Annotated in this window: 13 protein-coding genes; 8 read left to right on the top strand and 5 right to left on the bottom strand. The window is 39.0% G+C overall.

All coding sequences use genetic code 11. From position 1 onward, the window contains the following. Positions 1-102: 102 nt before the first annotated feature. The 7 genes from HC725_RS06510 to HC725_RS06480 all read left to right on the top strand — a co-directional run bounded on the left by HC725_RS06510 (position 103) and on the right by HC725_RS06480 (position 11,005). Positions 103-1,548: a coniferyl aldehyde dehydrogenase gene (locus HC725_RS06510; protein ID WP_190331018.1), complete on the top strand. Its 1,446-nt coding sequence runs from the start codon at positions 103-105 to the stop codon at positions 1,546-1,548. Positions 1,549-1,596: 48 nt separating this feature from the next. Further along, complete coding sequence (locus tag HC725_RS06505) at positions 1,597-3,330, top strand: GMC oxidoreductase (RefSeq protein ID WP_190331017.1); 1,734 nt, start codon at positions 1,597-1,599, stop codon at positions 3,328-3,330. Between the two features lie 687 nt (positions 3,331-4,017). Further along, the gene (gene pheS / locus HC725_RS06500; protein ID WP_190331016.1) at positions 4,018-4,998 is read left to right on the top strand and encodes a phenylalanine--tRNA ligase subunit alpha; all 981 of its coding nucleotides are present in this window, start codon (positions 4,018-4,020) and stop codon (positions 4,996-4,998) included. Between the two features lie 19 nt (positions 4,999-5,017). Further along, positions 5,018-7,432, top strand: coding sequence for a phenylalanine--tRNA ligase subunit beta (gene pheT / locus HC725_RS06495; protein ID WP_190331015.1), 2,415 nt, complete (start codon positions 5,018-5,020; stop codon positions 7,430-7,432). A 341-nt stretch (positions 7,433-7,773) separates the two neighbouring features. Then, positions 7,774-9,390 carry a peptide ABC transporter substrate-binding protein gene (locus HC725_RS06490; protein WP_190331014.1) on the top strand — a complete coding sequence of 539 codons (1,617 nt, stop codon included), beginning with the start codon at positions 7,774-7,776 and terminating at the stop codon, positions 9,388-9,390. Between the two features lie 595 nt (positions 9,391-9,985). Next, positions 9,986-10,282, top strand: a complete 297-nt coding sequence (gene ihfA, locus HC725_RS06485) for an integration host factor subunit alpha (RefSeq protein ID WP_190331013.1) — start codon at positions 9,986-9,988, stop codon at positions 10,280-10,282. 78 nt (positions 10,283-10,360) lie between these two features. After that, positions 10,361-11,005 (top strand): thiopurine S-methyltransferase, encoded by a 645-nt coding sequence (locus tag HC725_RS06480; RefSeq protein ID WP_190331012.1) that lies wholly within the window; start codon positions 10,361-10,363, stop codon positions 11,003-11,005. A 274-nt stretch (positions 11,006-11,279) separates the two neighbouring features. On the opposite strand, the gene cdd is transcribed toward HC725_RS06480, so the two are convergent. The 4 genes from cdd to sbcB form a co-directional block, all read right to left on the bottom strand. Beyond that, positions 11,280-12,170 (bottom strand): cytidine deaminase, encoded by an 891-nt coding sequence (gene cdd, locus HC725_RS06475; protein WP_190331011.1) that lies wholly within the window; start codon positions 12,168-12,170, stop codon positions 11,280-11,282. 223 nt (positions 12,171-12,393) lie between these two features. Continuing rightward, a complete protein-coding gene (locus HC725_RS06470) occupies positions 12,394-13,080 on the bottom strand; it encodes a CidB/LrgB family autolysis modulator (RefSeq protein WP_190331010.1) in 687 nt (228 codons plus the stop codon). Positions 13,081-13,082: 2 nt separating this feature from the next. Beyond that, positions 13,083-13,457, bottom strand: coding sequence for a CidA/LrgA family protein (locus HC725_RS06465; RefSeq protein ID WP_194687889.1), 375 nt, complete (start codon positions 13,455-13,457; stop codon positions 13,083-13,085). A gap of 70 nt (positions 13,458-13,527) precedes the next feature. Further along, complete coding sequence (gene sbcB / locus HC725_RS06460) at positions 13,528-14,952, bottom strand: exodeoxyribonuclease I (protein WP_190331008.1); 1,425 nt, start codon at positions 14,950-14,952, stop codon at positions 13,528-13,530. A gap of 182 nt (positions 14,953-15,134) precedes the next feature. On the opposite strand from sbcB, the gene HC725_RS16850 reads away from it, so the two are divergent. Further along, the gene (locus HC725_RS16850) at positions 15,135-16,319 is read left to right on the top strand and encodes a tyrosine-type recombinase/integrase (protein ID WP_190331007.1); all 1,185 of its coding nucleotides are present in this window, start codon (positions 15,135-15,137) and stop codon (positions 16,317-16,319) included. A 9-nt stretch (positions 16,320-16,328) separates the two neighbouring features. On the opposite strand, the gene HC725_RS06450 is transcribed toward HC725_RS16850, so the two are convergent. Next, positions 16,329-16,673, bottom strand: coding sequence for a helix-turn-helix transcriptional regulator (locus HC725_RS06450; RefSeq protein ID WP_190331006.1), 345 nt, complete (start codon positions 16,671-16,673; stop codon positions 16,329-16,331). Positions 16,674-16,676: the final 3 nt, after the last annotated feature.

The raw sequence follows: 16,676 nt of genomic DNA, 5'->3' as shown, positions 1-16,676 counted from the left end.
CATTAATTTGTAACGGATTGTTGGTTGCTTACAACGAGCAAGAGAAAAATAAACTTAACATTCATCCATGTTGAGTGACATATCATTATTGAGGTAGCAGCGATGAGCCAAACAGTAAATAACATCACGACAGATTCAGAATCAGTTCGCGAGATGTTACAGCAAGCTTTAGCAACACAAAGAAAAGCCTTTATTCAACATGGGCAAGAAACCTATGAAGAACGCAAAGTCCATTTAAAAAATCTTAAGCGTCTTTTAATGGAAAACCGTGATGCTATTTCTGATGCGATTAGCAGAGATTACGGTAACCGTTCTCATCACGAGACTATGTTTGCTGAAATCATTACCGTTGCCGATGATATATCTTCAACTATCAAGCATTTGAAAAAATGGATGAAGGTTCAAAAACGCTCAGTCGACCATACTATGTACTTTGGTGCTAAGAACCGTGTTATCCCTCAAGCATTAGGTGTGATTGGTTTTCTTGTTCCTTGGAACTTTCCTATTAACTTAAGTTTTGCAGGCTTATCTGGTGCTTTTGCTGCCGGTAACCGTGCAATGGTAAAAATGTCTGAAAACTCTGTTCAGCTAACTAAGTTATTGCAAGAGTTGACACCAAAATATTTTACAGAGGATAAGTTACAGTTCTTTGTAGAAACAGGAACGGTAGGGATTGAATTTTCAAAGCTTCCTTTTGACCACTTGTCCTTCACAGGTTCTGGTGCGACTGGCCGTAAAGTAATGGCTGCATGTGCTGAAAACTTGACTCCGGTAACATTAGAGTTAGGTGGTAAATCGCCAGCAATTATTGATCCTAATTATTCAATGAAAAAGGCAATAGAACGTATTTTGTTTGTGAAGCGTTTTAATGCCGGTCAGATTTGTGTCAATGTTGATTATGTATTTGTACATGAAGATCAAAAAGAAGAGTTTATTGAAAAATCAAAAGCTTGGATTTCTGCTCATTGTCCTGATATTCATCACATTGATTATACCTCGATCATTAGTGATGATGCATTTGTGCGCTTATCGGAAACTCTGGTTGATGCGGAAGAGCGCGGTGCGACAGTTATGAATATGTGTGATCAGGAAGCGAACGCGAGCACTCGTAAGCTCCCATTGACTTATATTTTTGATGCGCCGGATGATTCTATCATCGCCCTACGTGAAACTTTTGGTCCAATCTTGATGGTGAAAACCTATAAGACTCCAGATGAAGTAATTGACTATATTGTTGCTCGTGATCGACCACTTGCTTTTTATCCATTTAGTAATAACAAAGCGCTTGTAAATCGATATATCGGTTCGGTTATGTCTGGTGGTGTATGTGTGAATGATGCCATGTTCCACGTAGGTCAGCATGATCTACCATTCGGTGGTGTTGGTGGCAGTGGTATGGGTCATTACCATGGTTATGAAGGTTTCACGACGTTCTCTAAACTGCGTCCAGTATTCTATCAAGCAAGCTTTTCGTTTATGAAATTTTTAGCGCCACCTTACGGTGACTTTGCAACAAAGGTATTGAATCTTTTAGCGAAGATTAAATAACAAATAAAATAATAATTAAACGCTATGGAATTTAAGTGAGGCAATGTTATGGGCGATAAAACATTCGATTTTGATCAAGTAATCATCGGTTCTGGTTTTGGTGGTTCGGTGAGTGCATTACGTTTGAGTGAAAAAGGTCACCGTGTATTGGTTTTAGAAAAAGGTAAACGTCGTCGTGATGATGAGTTTGCTAAAACTAGTATGGACCGTAAAAACTACATCTGGATGCCATCGTTAGGTTGGAAAGGGGTTACCCAATTCACTATGACACCAAAAGTGACTATCATCCATGGCGCTGGTGTAGGTGGTGGTTCACAAGTGTATGCAAATGTGCACATGATCCCTGATGATGAAGTTTTTAATTCGCCATCTTGGACGAAAACTCGTTCTGATTGGAAAGATGTTTTAGCCCCATATTATTCATTAGCACAGCGTATGTTGGGCACAACTCATAATGAATATACTAATGCTGCGGATGATGCGCTGCGTGAAATTGCAGAGGAATGTGGTTACGGTGATACATTCAAAACAGTAAACACTGGCGTATTTTTTCCTCAAGGTGAAGAAAAAGAGCAAGGCAAGACTTTCTCAGACCCATATTTCAATGGTGACGGTCCTGAGCGTGGCACTTGTAAATTATGTGCAAACTGTTCAGTTGGTTGTCGTGAAAACGCAAAAAATACTTTAATGAAGAACTACTTGTTCTTTGCTGAACGTAATGGCGTTGAAATTCGTGCGGAATCTCAAGTTACGAAAATTGAGACGATTGGCAAAGAAGATGGCAGCGAAGGTTACCTCATTACAGTTAAAGATACCGGAGTAAAAGGCTCTCGTACTTATACTATACGCACTCGCGGTGTTGTCGTTTCTGCTGGTGTAATGGGTACTATTCCTTTATTACTTCGTATGCGTGATGGTGAAAAAACGTTGCCAAATATCTCGCAAATTCTAGGTAAGAAAGTTCGTACTAACTCTGAAACTTTGATCACAGCAAACAACATGAATGTGGATATCTGTGACGGTGTATGTATTAGTTCATTTGCTTCAATTGATGAAAGTACGAACTTAGAAGTCACTCGTTTTGGCGAAGGTTCTGATGGTACTTGGTGGTATCTACCCTATGTTCCACTTGTGAGTGGCGAAGGTTGGACTCGTATTGGTAAGATGTTGAAAAACACTATTTTACACCCAATTAAAACGTTTAGAGTATGGAAGCCAATTGGTAAAGCTAAAAATTCACTCGTCATGCTAGTGATGCAAAAATCAGAAGCTTTCTTGCATTTTGAATGGAATCGTAGTTGGTATAACGGTTTTAGAAAAGGTGTGACTTATGTTCAGAAGCCAGGTGATACTCCATTAACGGTTTCTTTTCCATCAGCAGAAAAAGCAACAGATACTTATGCGAAAAAGCTTGGTGGTGAAGCGGGATCTTCATTGTCTGAAATTATTACTGGTGCACCCATGACAGCACACATCATGAGTGGTGTTCCAATTGGTTCTAGTACTGAAAATGGTGTTGTGGATCAAACCGGTGAAGTGTTTGGTTATCAAAACCTACGTGTACTGGATGCATCTGTGATCCCTGGTAACTTAGGGGTAAACCCATCATTAACTATCACTGCATTATCTGAACATGCGATGAGTCAGCTACCTGTGTTTGATGAAGAACGAGCTGCGAAAATTAAGCCTATTCTTTTCTCAGCACCGCTTGCAGGTCAAGTTTCAAAATTAGATGGTACAGGCGATTTACTGAATGAAATCAAAGTGAAAATGGTTAGCTAGTCTAGCCATTGATACATGATTTAAAAAGCCATGGGCAGAAATAACGACCCCCAATAGTTGGACAACCAACATTGGGGGTTATTTGGTCAGCGCCCGATACAAAAGAGTATTTCTAGTCGTTGACTTTGGCTACACTGCTTGCCAATCGAGAGCCCAAGCAAGACAACGTATTCAAGGTGCCCGGTTCGACTCCGCGACGCTCTTCAATTTAGTTTAATTCTTCATGTTTTCATTTCTCAAAGTGTATTGCGATTCTATTAGAATAAATATTTAAACCAGTTGTGAAGTAAATTGATCCGTTATCATCAATAATAAGATTCGTTGATTCGGATTTTCTATTATTCACATTTCTTTGATTGGCTTTAGCCTTCTATCAAGTTTTATTATATTAATGGTTAATGTGATTTGCTGTTAGTGTACTAAAAAAGAGTATAAATCGAACTTAAATAGGGTAAGAGAATAACAGTTGAAGAAATAAAACGCGATTTACGGTGATTTCAATTTGGCTTTAGGTGTGTGTTTCATTACTATATAACGCTATTTTTATAAGTATTTTATTATGTTGATTGATTATTGCATTTTGCACAGCTTCTTAATCTGAGATGTTGAGCAAAATGGCTGCTTATCAGTTATCAATTTACATTTATGGATATCCAAAAGGACTACCCAACGGTAGGTGAGGAAACGATGCAATTAGAACAAATTATTGCCAATGCAACGGCAGCGATAAATAACGCTGATTCTGTTGTCGCGCTTGAAGATGTGCGAGTACAGGTATTAGGTAAAAAGGGCGATTTAACCCTACAACTTCAAAGCTTAGGTAAGTTGCCACCAGAAGAGCGCCGAACAGCTGGTCAAGAGATCAATAAAGCAAAAGGTGTTGTTCAGCAAGCCATAGCTGCACGCAAAGATGCATTACAACGTGCAGAGCTTGAAGCAAAATTAGCTGCTGAGACTATAGATATTTCGCTTCCTGGCCGTCGTATTGAAAATGGTGGTTTACACCCGGTCACTCGCACTATCGAGCGTATTGAGCAATTTTTTGGCGAACTTGGTTTCAATGTACAAGCTGGTCCAGAAATTGAAGATGCATTCCATAACTTTGATGCCTTGAATATTGCACAAGATCACCCCGCGAGAACGGATCACGATACTTTCTTCTTTAATCCAGATCTTATGCTGCGTACTCATACATCTGGTGTTCAGATCCGTACTATGGAAAACGGCAAACCACCGTTTCGTTTTATTGCGCCGGGTCGTGTATATCGTAATGATTATGACCAAACACACACACCAATGTTCCACCAGGTGGAAGGAATGTTAGTGGATGAAAACGTCAACTTTGCTCAGCTAAAAGGCATCTTGAACGATTTCTTATGCAATTTCTTTGAAGAAGAAGTGGAAGTGCGTTTCCGTCCTTCTTATTTCCCATTCACAGAACCTTCTGCGGAAGTGGATGTAATGGGAAAAAATGGCAAATGGCTAGAAGTATTAGGTTGTGGCATGGTTCACCCGAATGTACTTCGCAGTGTTGGCATTGATCCAGAAAAATACTCGGGCTTTGCATTTGGTATGGGCGTAGAACGCTTAACTATGCTTCGTTATGGCGTAAACGATTTACGTGCGTTCTTCGAAAACGATCTTCGTTTCCTAAAACAATTTAAGTAACCGAGAAGGATTAATCACAATGAAATTTAGCGAATCATGGCTTCGTGAGTGGGTTAACCCATCGGTAACGACAGATGAATTAACACACCAAATTACAATGGCTGGCTTAGAGGTTGACGATGTTCTTCCTGTTGCTGGCCGCTTCACTGGCGTAAAAGTTGGTCAAGTTGTGGAGTGTGGGCAACACCCTGATGCCGATAAACTGCGCGTGACCAAAGTGGATGTTGGCACTGAGGAATTATTAGATATCGTTTGTGGCGCATCAAACTGCCGCTTAGGAATCAAGGTTGCAGTTGCAACTGTTGGTGCGGTATTACCTGGCGATTTTAAAATTAAAAAAGCCAAACTACGCGGTCAGCCTTCACACGGTATGCTGTGTTCATTTAGCGAACTAGGTATTGATATCGAATCTGACGGTATTATGGAATTAGCTGACAGTGCGGTTCTAGGTGCTGATTTCCGCGAGTTTCTTGGTTTAGATGATGTGACTATCGACGTTGACTTAACGGCTAACCGCGCGGATTGTTTCAGTATTCGTGGTATGGCACGTGAAGTGGGTGTTTTAAACCGCGCAGACATTACTGAACCAAATTCAGAAAAAGCAGCAACAAGTATTAATGATGTGGTTTCAATTGAAGTTAAAGCGCCAGTGGCATGTCCTCGTTACCTTGGGCGTGTGATTAAGAACGTTAACGTTAACGCGGAAACTCCACTTTGGATGCAAGAAAAATTGCGTCGTTGTGGTATTCGTTCTATCGATCCAGTGGTCGATATCACTAACTTTGTATTACTTGAGCAAGGGCAGCCAATGCATGCGTTTGATCTGTCTAAGATCGACGGCGGCATTGTTGTGCGTATGGCAGAGCAAGATGAGAAACTAATTCTGCTTGATGGCACAGAAGCTAAATTGAATTCTGATACGCTTGTGGTTGCCGATCATTCTAAAGCGCTGGCTATCGCGGGGATTTTTGGCGGTCAAGGTTCTGGAGTGAGCACAGAATCAGGAAGTGAAACAAAAGATGTATTGTTTGAGTGCGCATTCTTTGCTCCTGATCATATTCGTGGTCGCGCGCGTAGCTACGGTTTACATACTGATTCTTCTATGCGTTTTGAACGTGGGGTGGACTACGCACTGCAAGCGAGCGCAATGGAACGTGCAACAACCTTATTAGTCGAAATTTGTGGTGGTGAAGTCGCACCAGTGGTTGCAGTTGAATCTGATTTAGATTTACCAACGCCAAATAAAGTGGCATTACGCCGTACTAAACTCGACAGCCTTTTAGGTCACCATATCGAAGATACAGATGTTGCTGAAATCTTAGAGCGTCTTGGTATGAGTGTAAAAACGACCGTTGATGGTTGGGTTGCTATTGCGCCAACGTGGCGTTTTGATATTGCTATTGAGCAAGATTTAGTTGAAGAAGTTGGCCGTATTTACGGTTACAACAATATTCCAAATCAAGCGCCAGTGGCTGCATTGAATATGAACGACCATAAAGAAGCAGTTCTGCCACTTAAACGTGTTCGCAACTTGTTGGTTGACCGTGGTTTTCATGAAGCGATCACTTATAGCTTTGTTGAACCTGAGCAACAAAAGCTGATTGTTCCTGATGTTGAGGCACTTATTCTGCCATTTCCGATTTCAGTTGAAATGTCGGCAATGCGCCTAGGCTTAATTCAAGGTTTGCTTAACACCGTTGTTCACAACCAAAAACGCCAGCAACCACGTGTTCGTTTATTTGAATACGGTTTGCGTTTTATTCCATGTGAATCGGCTGAAAATGGCATGCTTCAAGAACCAATGTTAGCTGGTGTTATTTCAGGTGCTCGTGGTGAAGAGCATTGGGATATGGAAACCAACACGGTTGATTTCTTTGATCTTAAAGGCGACTTAGAAGCAGTTTTAGAATTATCAGCTAATGATAATGCTTACAGCTTTGTCGCGCTTCAGCACCCAGCCCTGCATCCTGGTCAATCAGCCGCAATCATTGTTGATGCTGGTCTTGAAACTGAAAAAGTTGTAGGCGTGATTGGTACTGTTCATCCTGAACTTGAGCGTAAGTTTGGTCTGAATGGTCGTACGGTTGTCTTTGAGATCGAATGGTCTGCAATTGATACTCGCGTGATCCCAGAAGCAGTTGGTTTATCAAAATTCCCTGCAAATCGTCGTGATATTGCTGTAGTTGTAGATGACTCTGTAGCAAGTGGCGATGTAGTTAATGCTTGTCTTACTCATGGTGGTGAGCTATTAACTGGCGCAAAACTATTTGATGTTTACCAAGGTAAAGGCGTTGAAGAAGGCAAGAAGAGTCTTGCTATCGCATTAAGTTTACAATCGGTTGAACGTACACTAGAAGATGCTGATATTGCTACGTCTGTTGATGCAATTGTATCTGCTTTAAGTGAGCAATTTGGTGCTTCATTACGAGATTAATTAACTCGTACAGAAACTATTTCTGACAATATAAAATCCGCTTTTGTATATTCAAAAGCGGATTTTTTTGTTTAAAAATAACGCTATTGCTGACAATTAGTCTAAGTAATTGAAAGTCAATGCTAAAACTTTATATTCTATCCGTGTTTTTGTAATTTAGCTCCCAACCTTAAATTTAAAAATACGATATAAAAAGATCACAGAATTCATTAGGACGTTGAATCTCTGCCGATATTATTCACCACCAAACGAAGAGTTGGGGAAGTGATATCACTAGTTTTCTTGTCAGCCATAACGCTAAAGTTCGGTTATGACAGGGATAGAAATCATAAGGAAATCAGATGCAAAATATGACAAAAACATTATTATCAACCGCTGTTGCTTTATGTGTTTCAGCACCGACTTTCGCAGCGCATGTCCCAGATGGTGTGAAATTAGCGGCTAAGCAAGAAATTGTCCGTGGCAATGGTGATGAAGTACCAACCCTTGATCCATCTATGTCTTCAGATACTTCAAGTTCACGAGTTATCGCAGATCTTTTTGATGGTTTAGTTACTGAAGATTTAGATGGGAAAATCATTCCTGCCATCGCGAAAAAGTGGGATATTTCAGATGATGGAAAAATTTATACTTTCCATTTACGGGATGCTAATTGGTCTAATGGTGACCCGATCACCGCGAATGATTTTGTTTATAGCTTTAAACGTATTGTTGATCCAAAAACAGGCGCTCCTTATTCTTGGTACTTGAACATGGCTTCTATCGTGAATGCCAATGAAATAACTAAAGGAGATAAACCTGTTGATTCATTAGGAGTAAAAGCATTAGACGACAAAACATTTCAAGTTACGTTAAGTAAGCCCGTTCCTTATTTTATTAAAATGTTATCACATGAAAGCACCTTTGCCGTGCCTGAAAAAGTGATTGAAAAGTATAAAGAAGAATGGACTCGCCCAGAGAATATTGTCGTGAGTGGGGCATATAAACTGTCTAATTGGGTTATCAATGAAAAACTAGTGTTAGATCGTAATAAAGCCTATTGGAACAATAAAGAAACCGTTATTAATAAAGTGACATATTTACCGATTCAAGATGGTACGACTGAATACAATCGTTTTCGAACGGGTGAAATCGACATTACAAACTCATTTCCATTAGAGCAATATCAAGCGATTAAAAAAGAACGTCCGAATGAATTGTTGACCATGCCTTCTTTGGGAACGTATTACTACTTATTTAATGTTCATAAAAAGCCGTTTGATGATGCGCGAGTTCGTAAAGCTTTGGCTTATTCCATTGATAGAGACGTGATAACACAACGGATTCTTGGTCAAGGACAAATCCCTGCCTTTAGCAATACTCCACCAGCGGTTGCCAATTTTGATCTTCCTAAATTGGAATGGGCTGAAATGTCACAAAAAGGTCGTATAGAGAAAGCGAAAGAACTATTAGCAGAGGCCGGCTACAACAAAGATAATCCACTGTCGTTTACGCTGAGTTACAACACCAATGACTCAAATAAAAAATTGGCGATTGTTGTTGCATCTATGTGGAAGAAAAATTTAGGTATCGATGTCACGATTGAAAATGAAGAATGGAAGACATTCCTACAAACCTTATCAGGGAAAAATTATTCAGTGGCAAGGTATTCATGGATTGGTGATTATAATGAGGCATCGACATTCCTATCGTATTTTGCTTCGACAGGGCTTAATTACGGTGGTTGGAAAAATGCAGACTATGATAAAGACCTAGATAAAGCGATGCTGGCTAAATCGGAAAAGGAACGTTTGAATTATTATCAAGATGCAGAGCAAGTCTTTGCTAATAATATGCCAGCTATCCCAGTATATTTCTATACAACATCAGTATTGAAACAACAACGCATCGGCGGTTATAGCACAACTAATGCCTCACACAATCGATATACTCGTGATCTATATGTAATGAAAAAATAACATAATTTTCTAACTGTAATGAGTAAAAACCAAACCAGTTCAATCTTAAATATTGAGCTGGTTTTTCTTTGCTTATTGTTTTGATGGTATATCGCTAAAGTTGCCCATTCTACACTTAAGCTTGAGGTGTCGTGCCCATTTATATATTTTGGTTAACGTCGGTAGTGTTGTTAATACTGATTGTTTGGGTGATAAGGAATCATCAGAGTAAAAAACTCATAGAAGAAACCATGATCAATATCTTGTTTTAACATTATGTAATCACAGTGATTATTCTATAAATCATCCTTAATATAGATATTTTTATTAGGATATCTTTTAATTAAAAAAACGGAATATAATAATGAATATTGTTATATTTTAGAGCTATATAGCTATTTTTTATTTTAATTGGATTAAATCTCTAATTATTGGTGTGGTGACTACCTGTATTAGACGTCAAATCACTTCTGTTACCTTATATTAAATTAAAAAAATTTGGCGAAAATCATAAGCTTGGCATACACTTTCGAAGTTACAGTTAGCTTTTTTGCTTGTTGAAATGTAAATGCAATATTAAGCCACAAATATGTGGTGACACATGAGGGATAGTTTTATGGCGCTCACTAAGGCCGATTTGGCTGAAAACCTGTTTGAAAAACTTGGCTACAGTAAGCGTGATGCCAAGGATACAGTGGAATTGTTTTTCGAAGAGATTCGTAAAGCACTAGAAAATGGCGAACAAGTTAAATTGTCTGGTTTTGGTAACTTCGATCTACGTGATAAAAGTGAGAGACCAGGACGCAACCCTAAAACTGGTGAAGACATTCCAATTTCTGCACGTCGAGTCGTAACATTCCGACCTGGCCAGAAACTTAAAGCCCGTGTTGAAAATATTAAGATAGAAAAATAACATTGGTTATAAGTGAAGAAAGGTCACCTTAGGTGGCCTTTTTGCTATTTGGTAAATCAAGAATACATAAGGTTAAATATGCAAGATCAAGAGTTTTGGCACAGCAAGTGGGCAGAAAATAAAATTGGTTTTCACCTTGTCGATGTCAATCCATTATTACCTCAGTTTTGGCCTCAAGTTAAACCAACTCAAGCTCAAAGTGTACTAGTTCCATTATGTGGTAAAAGTGAAGATTTAGTATGGCTTGCGACTAAGCATCAGTCAGTTACTGGTGTTGAGCTAAGTAATATTGCGGTGCGATCATTTTTTTCAGAGCATTTATACACACCGATGGTGACTTCCTTAAGTAGTCAACATGAACTATATCAATTTGATGAACTATCGATTTATGCTGGTGATTTTTTTACGGCACCGCTTGAAAGTTATGATCTTATCTATGATCGCGCAGCTATGATTGCTTTACCTCCCGCCTTACGTGTTCAATATGTTGAACGGCTTCAATCGTTAATAAAGCCTAAAGGGAAAATATTGCTGATCGGTTTAGATTATGATCAAAGTGAGATGCAAGGCCCACCGTTCAGTGTGTCAGAATCTGAAATCTGCCAATTGTATTCCGATATGAGAGTAACGCGTTTATATCGCGATGAAGCGGATGACAAGCACCCTAAAATTCAAAATGGTTTGTCACGTTTTGCAGAAGAAGTGTGGCTGATAGAGAAATAAATTGCGTTGATGTAATTGGGATCTTGTGGCTCGAAAAGATGATTAAACGATCGCTTGATCCACAACTTTATGAGTCAATGATACTAATATGTTATTTTAATTTTAATTGCAACTTCAAAGACTTGCTTAACATTATCTCGGCGGCTTAATGCTACGCAATATGACGACGGCTATTGATATTATGCGTGTGAAAAACAGCCTATTTGACGATTTATTTATTCATAAGGCGTTAAATAGGCTATGTAATGAAAAAGCAGTTAATAATAAAAAAACGTTATAAAGAGACGTAACCTAATGTGATATCAGGATTGATGGCTTCTAATGTAGATTGAGTTTCGGCTAAATGGCTAATTACTCCCGTTGATAACTCGGTTAAACATGCTGATGTAATTGTATCAAGCGAATGTCCTGCCAATAATAATAAATTAAGCGCAACTTGAAGCGGAGGCAGGCTTGGATTAAATGCAACATTTTCAGCATAACTACCACTAAAAATACTACCGTCTTGAACTTGAAGAGATACGCCACTGTAATTCTTACTATAAGGCGCATGGCTCATGTTTAAGGCTGATACTGCCGCTAACATTAAAGGAGTCTCTTCTGGGCTTGTGAGAGCTTGTTGGCTCTGATCCATTAAACGGCTTGATTCATTGAGATCCGCGGGGCCAAAAGATTCTGGTAATAAGTCATTTAGTAACATCGGAGCTCTTTGCGGCAATTGAATGCTTAATTCATCGGCAGTGGTGAGTTCATTCATAAATTGACGGCAGTGACCACAGGGTGTGTGATTGATGGTTATATTTTTTATCCCAGCTTCGCCTTTCATCCATGCATGACTAATCGCTGATTGTTCAGCATGGACAGTCTGCCCCAGTTGAGTGCCTGAAAACTCTAAATTAGCACCCAAATAAATAGCACCAGACAGACCTTCTGCAATAGCGCCAACGTGAAAATTAGAAATTGAGCAGTAAGAGAGTGAAGCGGCAAGTGGTAATAAAGCCAGTTTTAACTCGGTATCAGACAAACCTGAGTCATTTAAGAGATCTTGGTATTGTTCACAAGTAAAGTGACCTGTGAAGTTCGAATGGTTCAAGTATTCAATCACTTTGATTTGAGTGTTATGAGGCAGTAACTCAAGGTGTGCTGCGTCGTGTTGAATTGTCATCCTATATTCCTTTCAATTCTTAATTATTGATCACACTTTATTGAATTATATACATCATGATTTCATTTAATCGTTACATCGATCAAATTTTAACGGCAGGTTAGCTATTTTTAATTTTGATAAGTGATAAAGATCGCATTTTGGTAGAGACAAAACAGGAAGCATGAGTCGCTTCCTGTGTGTCTGTTCATATTATTTATAGTGCAGTGTTATTTGTAATGTTTTAGCCGATGAAGTCACCAACCCATAAACAAAAAGTAAAAAAGAGTGGTGCAAGGATTGATGTGATAATGCCACAGCTGACTAAGGCTAAAGAACTAAAGGCTGCATCTTCTGAGTTTTTACCTGCGCAAGTCGCCGTGCCTAAAGCATGAGATACCGTTCCCATTGTTAATCCACGAGCTATAGGATGTGTTACGCCTAAAAATGTATAAATTGGATAAGCAAATACAGATCCAAATACACCAACAATTAAAACTAAAATAGCCGCAATTGCTGGTTCTCCTCCCAGACTTTGTCCTATTTCCATTGCAATAGGTGTGGTTACGGATTTTCCCATTAAGCTTGCTATTAATGTAGGGTCGGTATGTAGAGCGACCGCTATTAATCCTGCAGAAAGCATCGACATACAACTTCCGACTCCGCAAGCTAGAAAAATAATCTTCCAGTTTTGCTTTATTTGTGGAAGTTGTTCATAAAGTGGATAGGTGAGAGCAACAACCGCGGGTTGCAATAAGTAAGTCATCCAATCATTTTGGGCATAATAAACTTCATATGGAACATCTAATACTATTAAAATCGGGATGATAATAATGATGCTCAATAGCAAAGGATTGGCAAGGGGGCTCTTAACCTTACGTGTAAACCAACGGACGGCAAAGAAAACCACAAAAGTAAGCAATAACCACATGGCTATGATTCCTTTTTCTTTTTAGAAATATTGGATTTAGGAGATAGGATTTTTTGTAATCCTAAAGCTAATAAGACTAAAACTAAGGTTGTCGCACCAACGCTGCTAGCGAAAATCGAAAGGGCATTGTCGATAAGTAAAGGGAAGTGCTCCATTAAGCCAACGCTAATTGGTACAAATAAAATAATCATATAGCGGATGAACGCATGAGAACTTGGTTTTATCCAATCTACTTTTATTAGCCCAGACACCAAAAGCAAAAATAGAATTAGCATACCGAAAATACTTCCGGGAATGGAAAGGGACAATAGTCTTTGAATGCCATTTCCGAGCCATAAGCAAACCATAATGATGGTAAAAGAAATGATATATCCCATGATGTTCTTAAACACTTATAATTCCTATAAAATTAATAGTAAGTCATTAGATGATTTTATAAATAACTGACTAAGACGCGATTGATTCTACATATTGGTAAACCGCTTTTAATACATCCATCTTAGCGTTATCGCTTTCATGTTCATGAGCAAGGTTTTCAAGGTTCAATATATAGTCTTCAATGTTGGACTCAAAATATTCACGACAATGTGCACGCCATTTTTCTTGTTCTTGTTCTGTCAGTGTCCAAGGGAAGTTCCGAGCACGGTAGCGAAATAGCAGTGGTGCGATGCGAGGATCTTTTACTGACAATTCTAAACCGGCTAATTTTTCTGGTTCGGTTTCACGGATAATATCCATGGTCGATTTATCAGCAGGTGAAAAAAATCCAGAATAAAGTTGGGTATCGACATTGTCATCTTGAGGATAATCTCGTTCAATACTATATAAACCGATTAATTTTTCTCGAATCTCAGGGTTGGCTTTCAATGTAGCTAAATTAGTTAGGCACTGAGTACGGTCGATACCGATGGTTGTAGCATTTTCAGCGGTTAAAGTTTTGGCTGGTGCTAGAATTGGACACTTATTGAGGTGAACTAGTTTTATTGGAACAGGCAGTTCATCAGGCGCTAAATCATCGCGTTTGGTATATAAACGTTTTTGCAGTTGCTCAACGTCCAATTCTAATAAAGGTGTAGGGTCTTTTGCTAAATCTACCACAATAACGGCATTGGCATTACTAGGGTGCCAAGCCACTGGAACGACCCAACTGGTATTGGATCGTTGAACACCAAACATGCCGGAAACATGCATTAATGGCGTCATGTTTACAATATCAATCAGTTCTTTGAGTTTGTTTTTGTGGCGCATATTTAGTAAGTAATTAAATAATTTAGGCTGCGCCGTTTTGAGTTTTTTTGCCAGCTCAATAGTGGCAATGACATCGGCCATAGCATCGTGGGCGTTGCTGTGTTCTATTCCGTTGGCTATGGATAAACGGTCGAGTTTGAAACTCGGCAGGCCATCTTCATTTTCAGGCCAATTGATACCATCAGGGCGCAAAGCATAACAAGTTCGCATCACATCCAATAAATCCCATCGTGAATTACCATTTTGCCATGACCAAGCATATGGATCATAAAAATTACGATATAGGGTGTAGCGGGTGACTTCATCATCAAAACGCACATTATTATAACCTAAAGATGTGGTATTAGGCTTGGCAAATTCTTGATGGATTTGTCGAATGAACTCGGGTTCTGGTAGACCTTTTTGTACGGTTAATTGAGGCTTAATGCCAGTAATTAAAGCCGCTTCGGGAGAAGGTAGATAATCTGCTGGTGGTTGGCAGTAAATAACTAACGGTTCACCAATGATATTGAAATCGGCATCTGTGCGCACCCCAGCAAACTGACTTGGTCGGTCTTTAGCTGGACTCACGCCCCATGTTTCATAATCAAAAAAGAAAAAGGTTGGCTGTTCATTGTTTTGCATGGATGTCACCAGTTGTGCATTGAATTGTTTCTAAAGCCTTGTGTGGCATGGTATATTCAGCCTTATTATTCTTTTCTTGTTTATAGGGAAATATTCTTGTTTGATGTTTCACATTCGTACTTGTGTCTATACGTGTGTCTAAAAAACAAAAGTATTGCGTCTAAAAATATAAGGACATCAATGTGGCTATTACTGATCGACAGTTGAGCGCTATTGCGAAGCAGAACCAATATGAAGGCTCGCCTGAACTTAATGATGGCGAAGGCTTAATTGCGAAAATTTCACCTAAAGCGAAGATATCGTTTCAGTATCGATGTCGGTTTAATGGAAAAAATAGACGTATCAGAATTGGTAAGTATCCAACAATCACCCTAAAGGACGCAAGACGAATTCATAAATTAATGATTGAGCTTCGAGATCAAGGTAAAAACCCAGAAATAGCTATCACGGGCGATACAGACTTTGTTACCGTCGACCAGTGTACTAATTTATGGTTAGAGCATCAATTAAAGTACAGAAAAGTAGGAACATATGATCTCTATCTATCTGTTGCTAAAAACTATTTCTATGGTTCTTTTCCTGATAGAAATGTAGAAACTATTTCCGCAAGGGAGTGGATGCTTTGGTTAGATACCATTGCAGAAAAGAACCCTAAAACTGCAAACTCAGTGTATGTAAAAATGCGTGCTTGCTTAAACTTCTGCAAGAGTAAATTTTTAGTTGATCAAACTAACTTCGAAAAGCTAAGACAAAAAGATGTTGGTCAGTTAAGCGAACCTGGTACTAGGGTTTTAAGTTTTAATGAATTGGCAAAAATTTGGATCGCCATCGAGCGAAGCCAAGGCAGTACATCGAATAAGTTATTACATCAACTAACAATGCTGTGGGGAAATCGTATTTCAGAATTACGTTTAGCAAGAAAGGCCCATTTTGACTTACAGGCCAAAATCTGGACAGTTCCATCTAGCATTAGTAAAACAAAGAAAATTATCCGCAGACCGATACCCGACAAAGTATTACCAATGTTAGAACGATTATTTAATACTTATGATGATGTATTGTTTCCTGGATGGGATTTAGATGAACCAATCACAATCTCTGCAGCCAATCGTTTTGTGCGCAGAATAAGAAACTCCATTAAATTAGAGCACTGGCGAGCACATGATTTTAGACGCTCAATTTCTACAGGAGCAAGTGAGTTAGGCACAATGCCACATGTTGTTGAAAAAATGCTAGGCCATGATTTAGGTGGGGTGCTTGCGATATACAATAAACATGATTGGATAGATGATCAGGAAGTAGCGTACAACTTATATATAAATAAAGTGTTTGAAGCGATTGATATGCAGATTAATACCAATCGCTAATAGTTATGTTTATGAGTTTTTACTTGCGGATGATTGCCATTTTGTTACATCGTCACGTAACCAACGGGCGGGGCATAAAGTAATTGGGTTTGGAAATCCTCGTTTTTTGCGCCACATATAAATAGTGTTGCGAGAGACGAGGCCAAAATAATCTAATACCTCTTCTTGGCTCATTAGAGAATTTGAAGATTTAGGATATTTATTTAAGTCTACTTTGGATTTTTTAGGCTGAACCTTTTCCAAAAAATCGGGTGCTACATAGTTAAAGCTTGTTACAGCCATTTGAGGTTCATAGCTCATTGCACTCATATTGTTTCTCCTTGCAAAACCGCACTGGTCAGGTGCGGTATTCATTCA

This window comes from Vibrio sp. S17_S38 (assembly GCF_014694375.1).
Lineage (GTDB): Bacteria > Pseudomonadota > Gammaproteobacteria > Enterobacterales > Vibrionaceae > Vibrio.
Note: the sequence above shows the minus strand (reverse complement) of the source record. Positions and strands in the feature narration are given on the sequence as shown.

Bases quoted from the DNA above. Each gene is read 5' to 3' on its own strand.
- HC725_RS06450 (WP_190331006.1), bottom strand. From the start codon at position 16,673: ATGAATACCGCACCTGACCAGTGCGGTTTTGCAAGGAGAAACAATATG.
- HC725_RS06490 (WP_190331014.1), top strand. From the start codon at position 7,774: ATGCAAAATATGACAAAAACATTATTATCAACCGCTGTTGCTTTATGT.
- HC725_RS06505 (WP_190331017.1), top strand. From the start codon at position 1,597: ATGGGCGATAAAACATTCGATTTTGATCAAGTAATCATCGGTTCTGGT.
- pheT (WP_190331015.1), top strand. From the start codon at position 5,018: ATGAAATTTAGCGAATCATGGCTTCGTGAGTGGGTTAACCCATCGGTA.
- sbcB (WP_190331008.1), bottom strand. From the start codon at position 14,952: ATGCAAAACAATGAACAGCCAACCTTTTTCTTTTTTGATTATGAAACA.
- pheS (WP_190331016.1), top strand. From the start codon at position 4,018: ATGCAATTAGAACAAATTATTGCCAATGCAACGGCAGCGATAAATAAC.
- ihfA (WP_190331013.1), top strand. From the start codon at position 9,986: ATGGCGCTCACTAAGGCCGATTTGGCTGAAAACCTGTTTGAAAAACTT.
- HC725_RS06510 (WP_190331018.1), top strand. From the start codon at position 103: ATGAGCCAAACAGTAAATAACATCACGACAGATTCAGAATCAGTTCGC.
- HC725_RS06480 (WP_190331012.1), top strand. From the start codon at position 10,361: ATGCAAGATCAAGAGTTTTGGCACAGCAAGTGGGCAGAAAATAAAATT.
- HC725_RS06465 (WP_194687889.1), bottom strand. From the start codon at position 13,457: ATGGGATATATCATTTCTTTTACCATCATTATGGTTTGCTTATGGCTC.
- HC725_RS06470 (WP_190331010.1), bottom strand. From the start codon at position 13,080: ATGTGGTTATTGCTTACTTTTGTGGTTTTCTTTGCCGTCCGTTGGTTT.
- cdd (WP_190331011.1), bottom strand. From the start codon at position 12,170: ATGACAATTCAACACGACGCAGCACACCTTGAGTTACTGCCTCATAAC.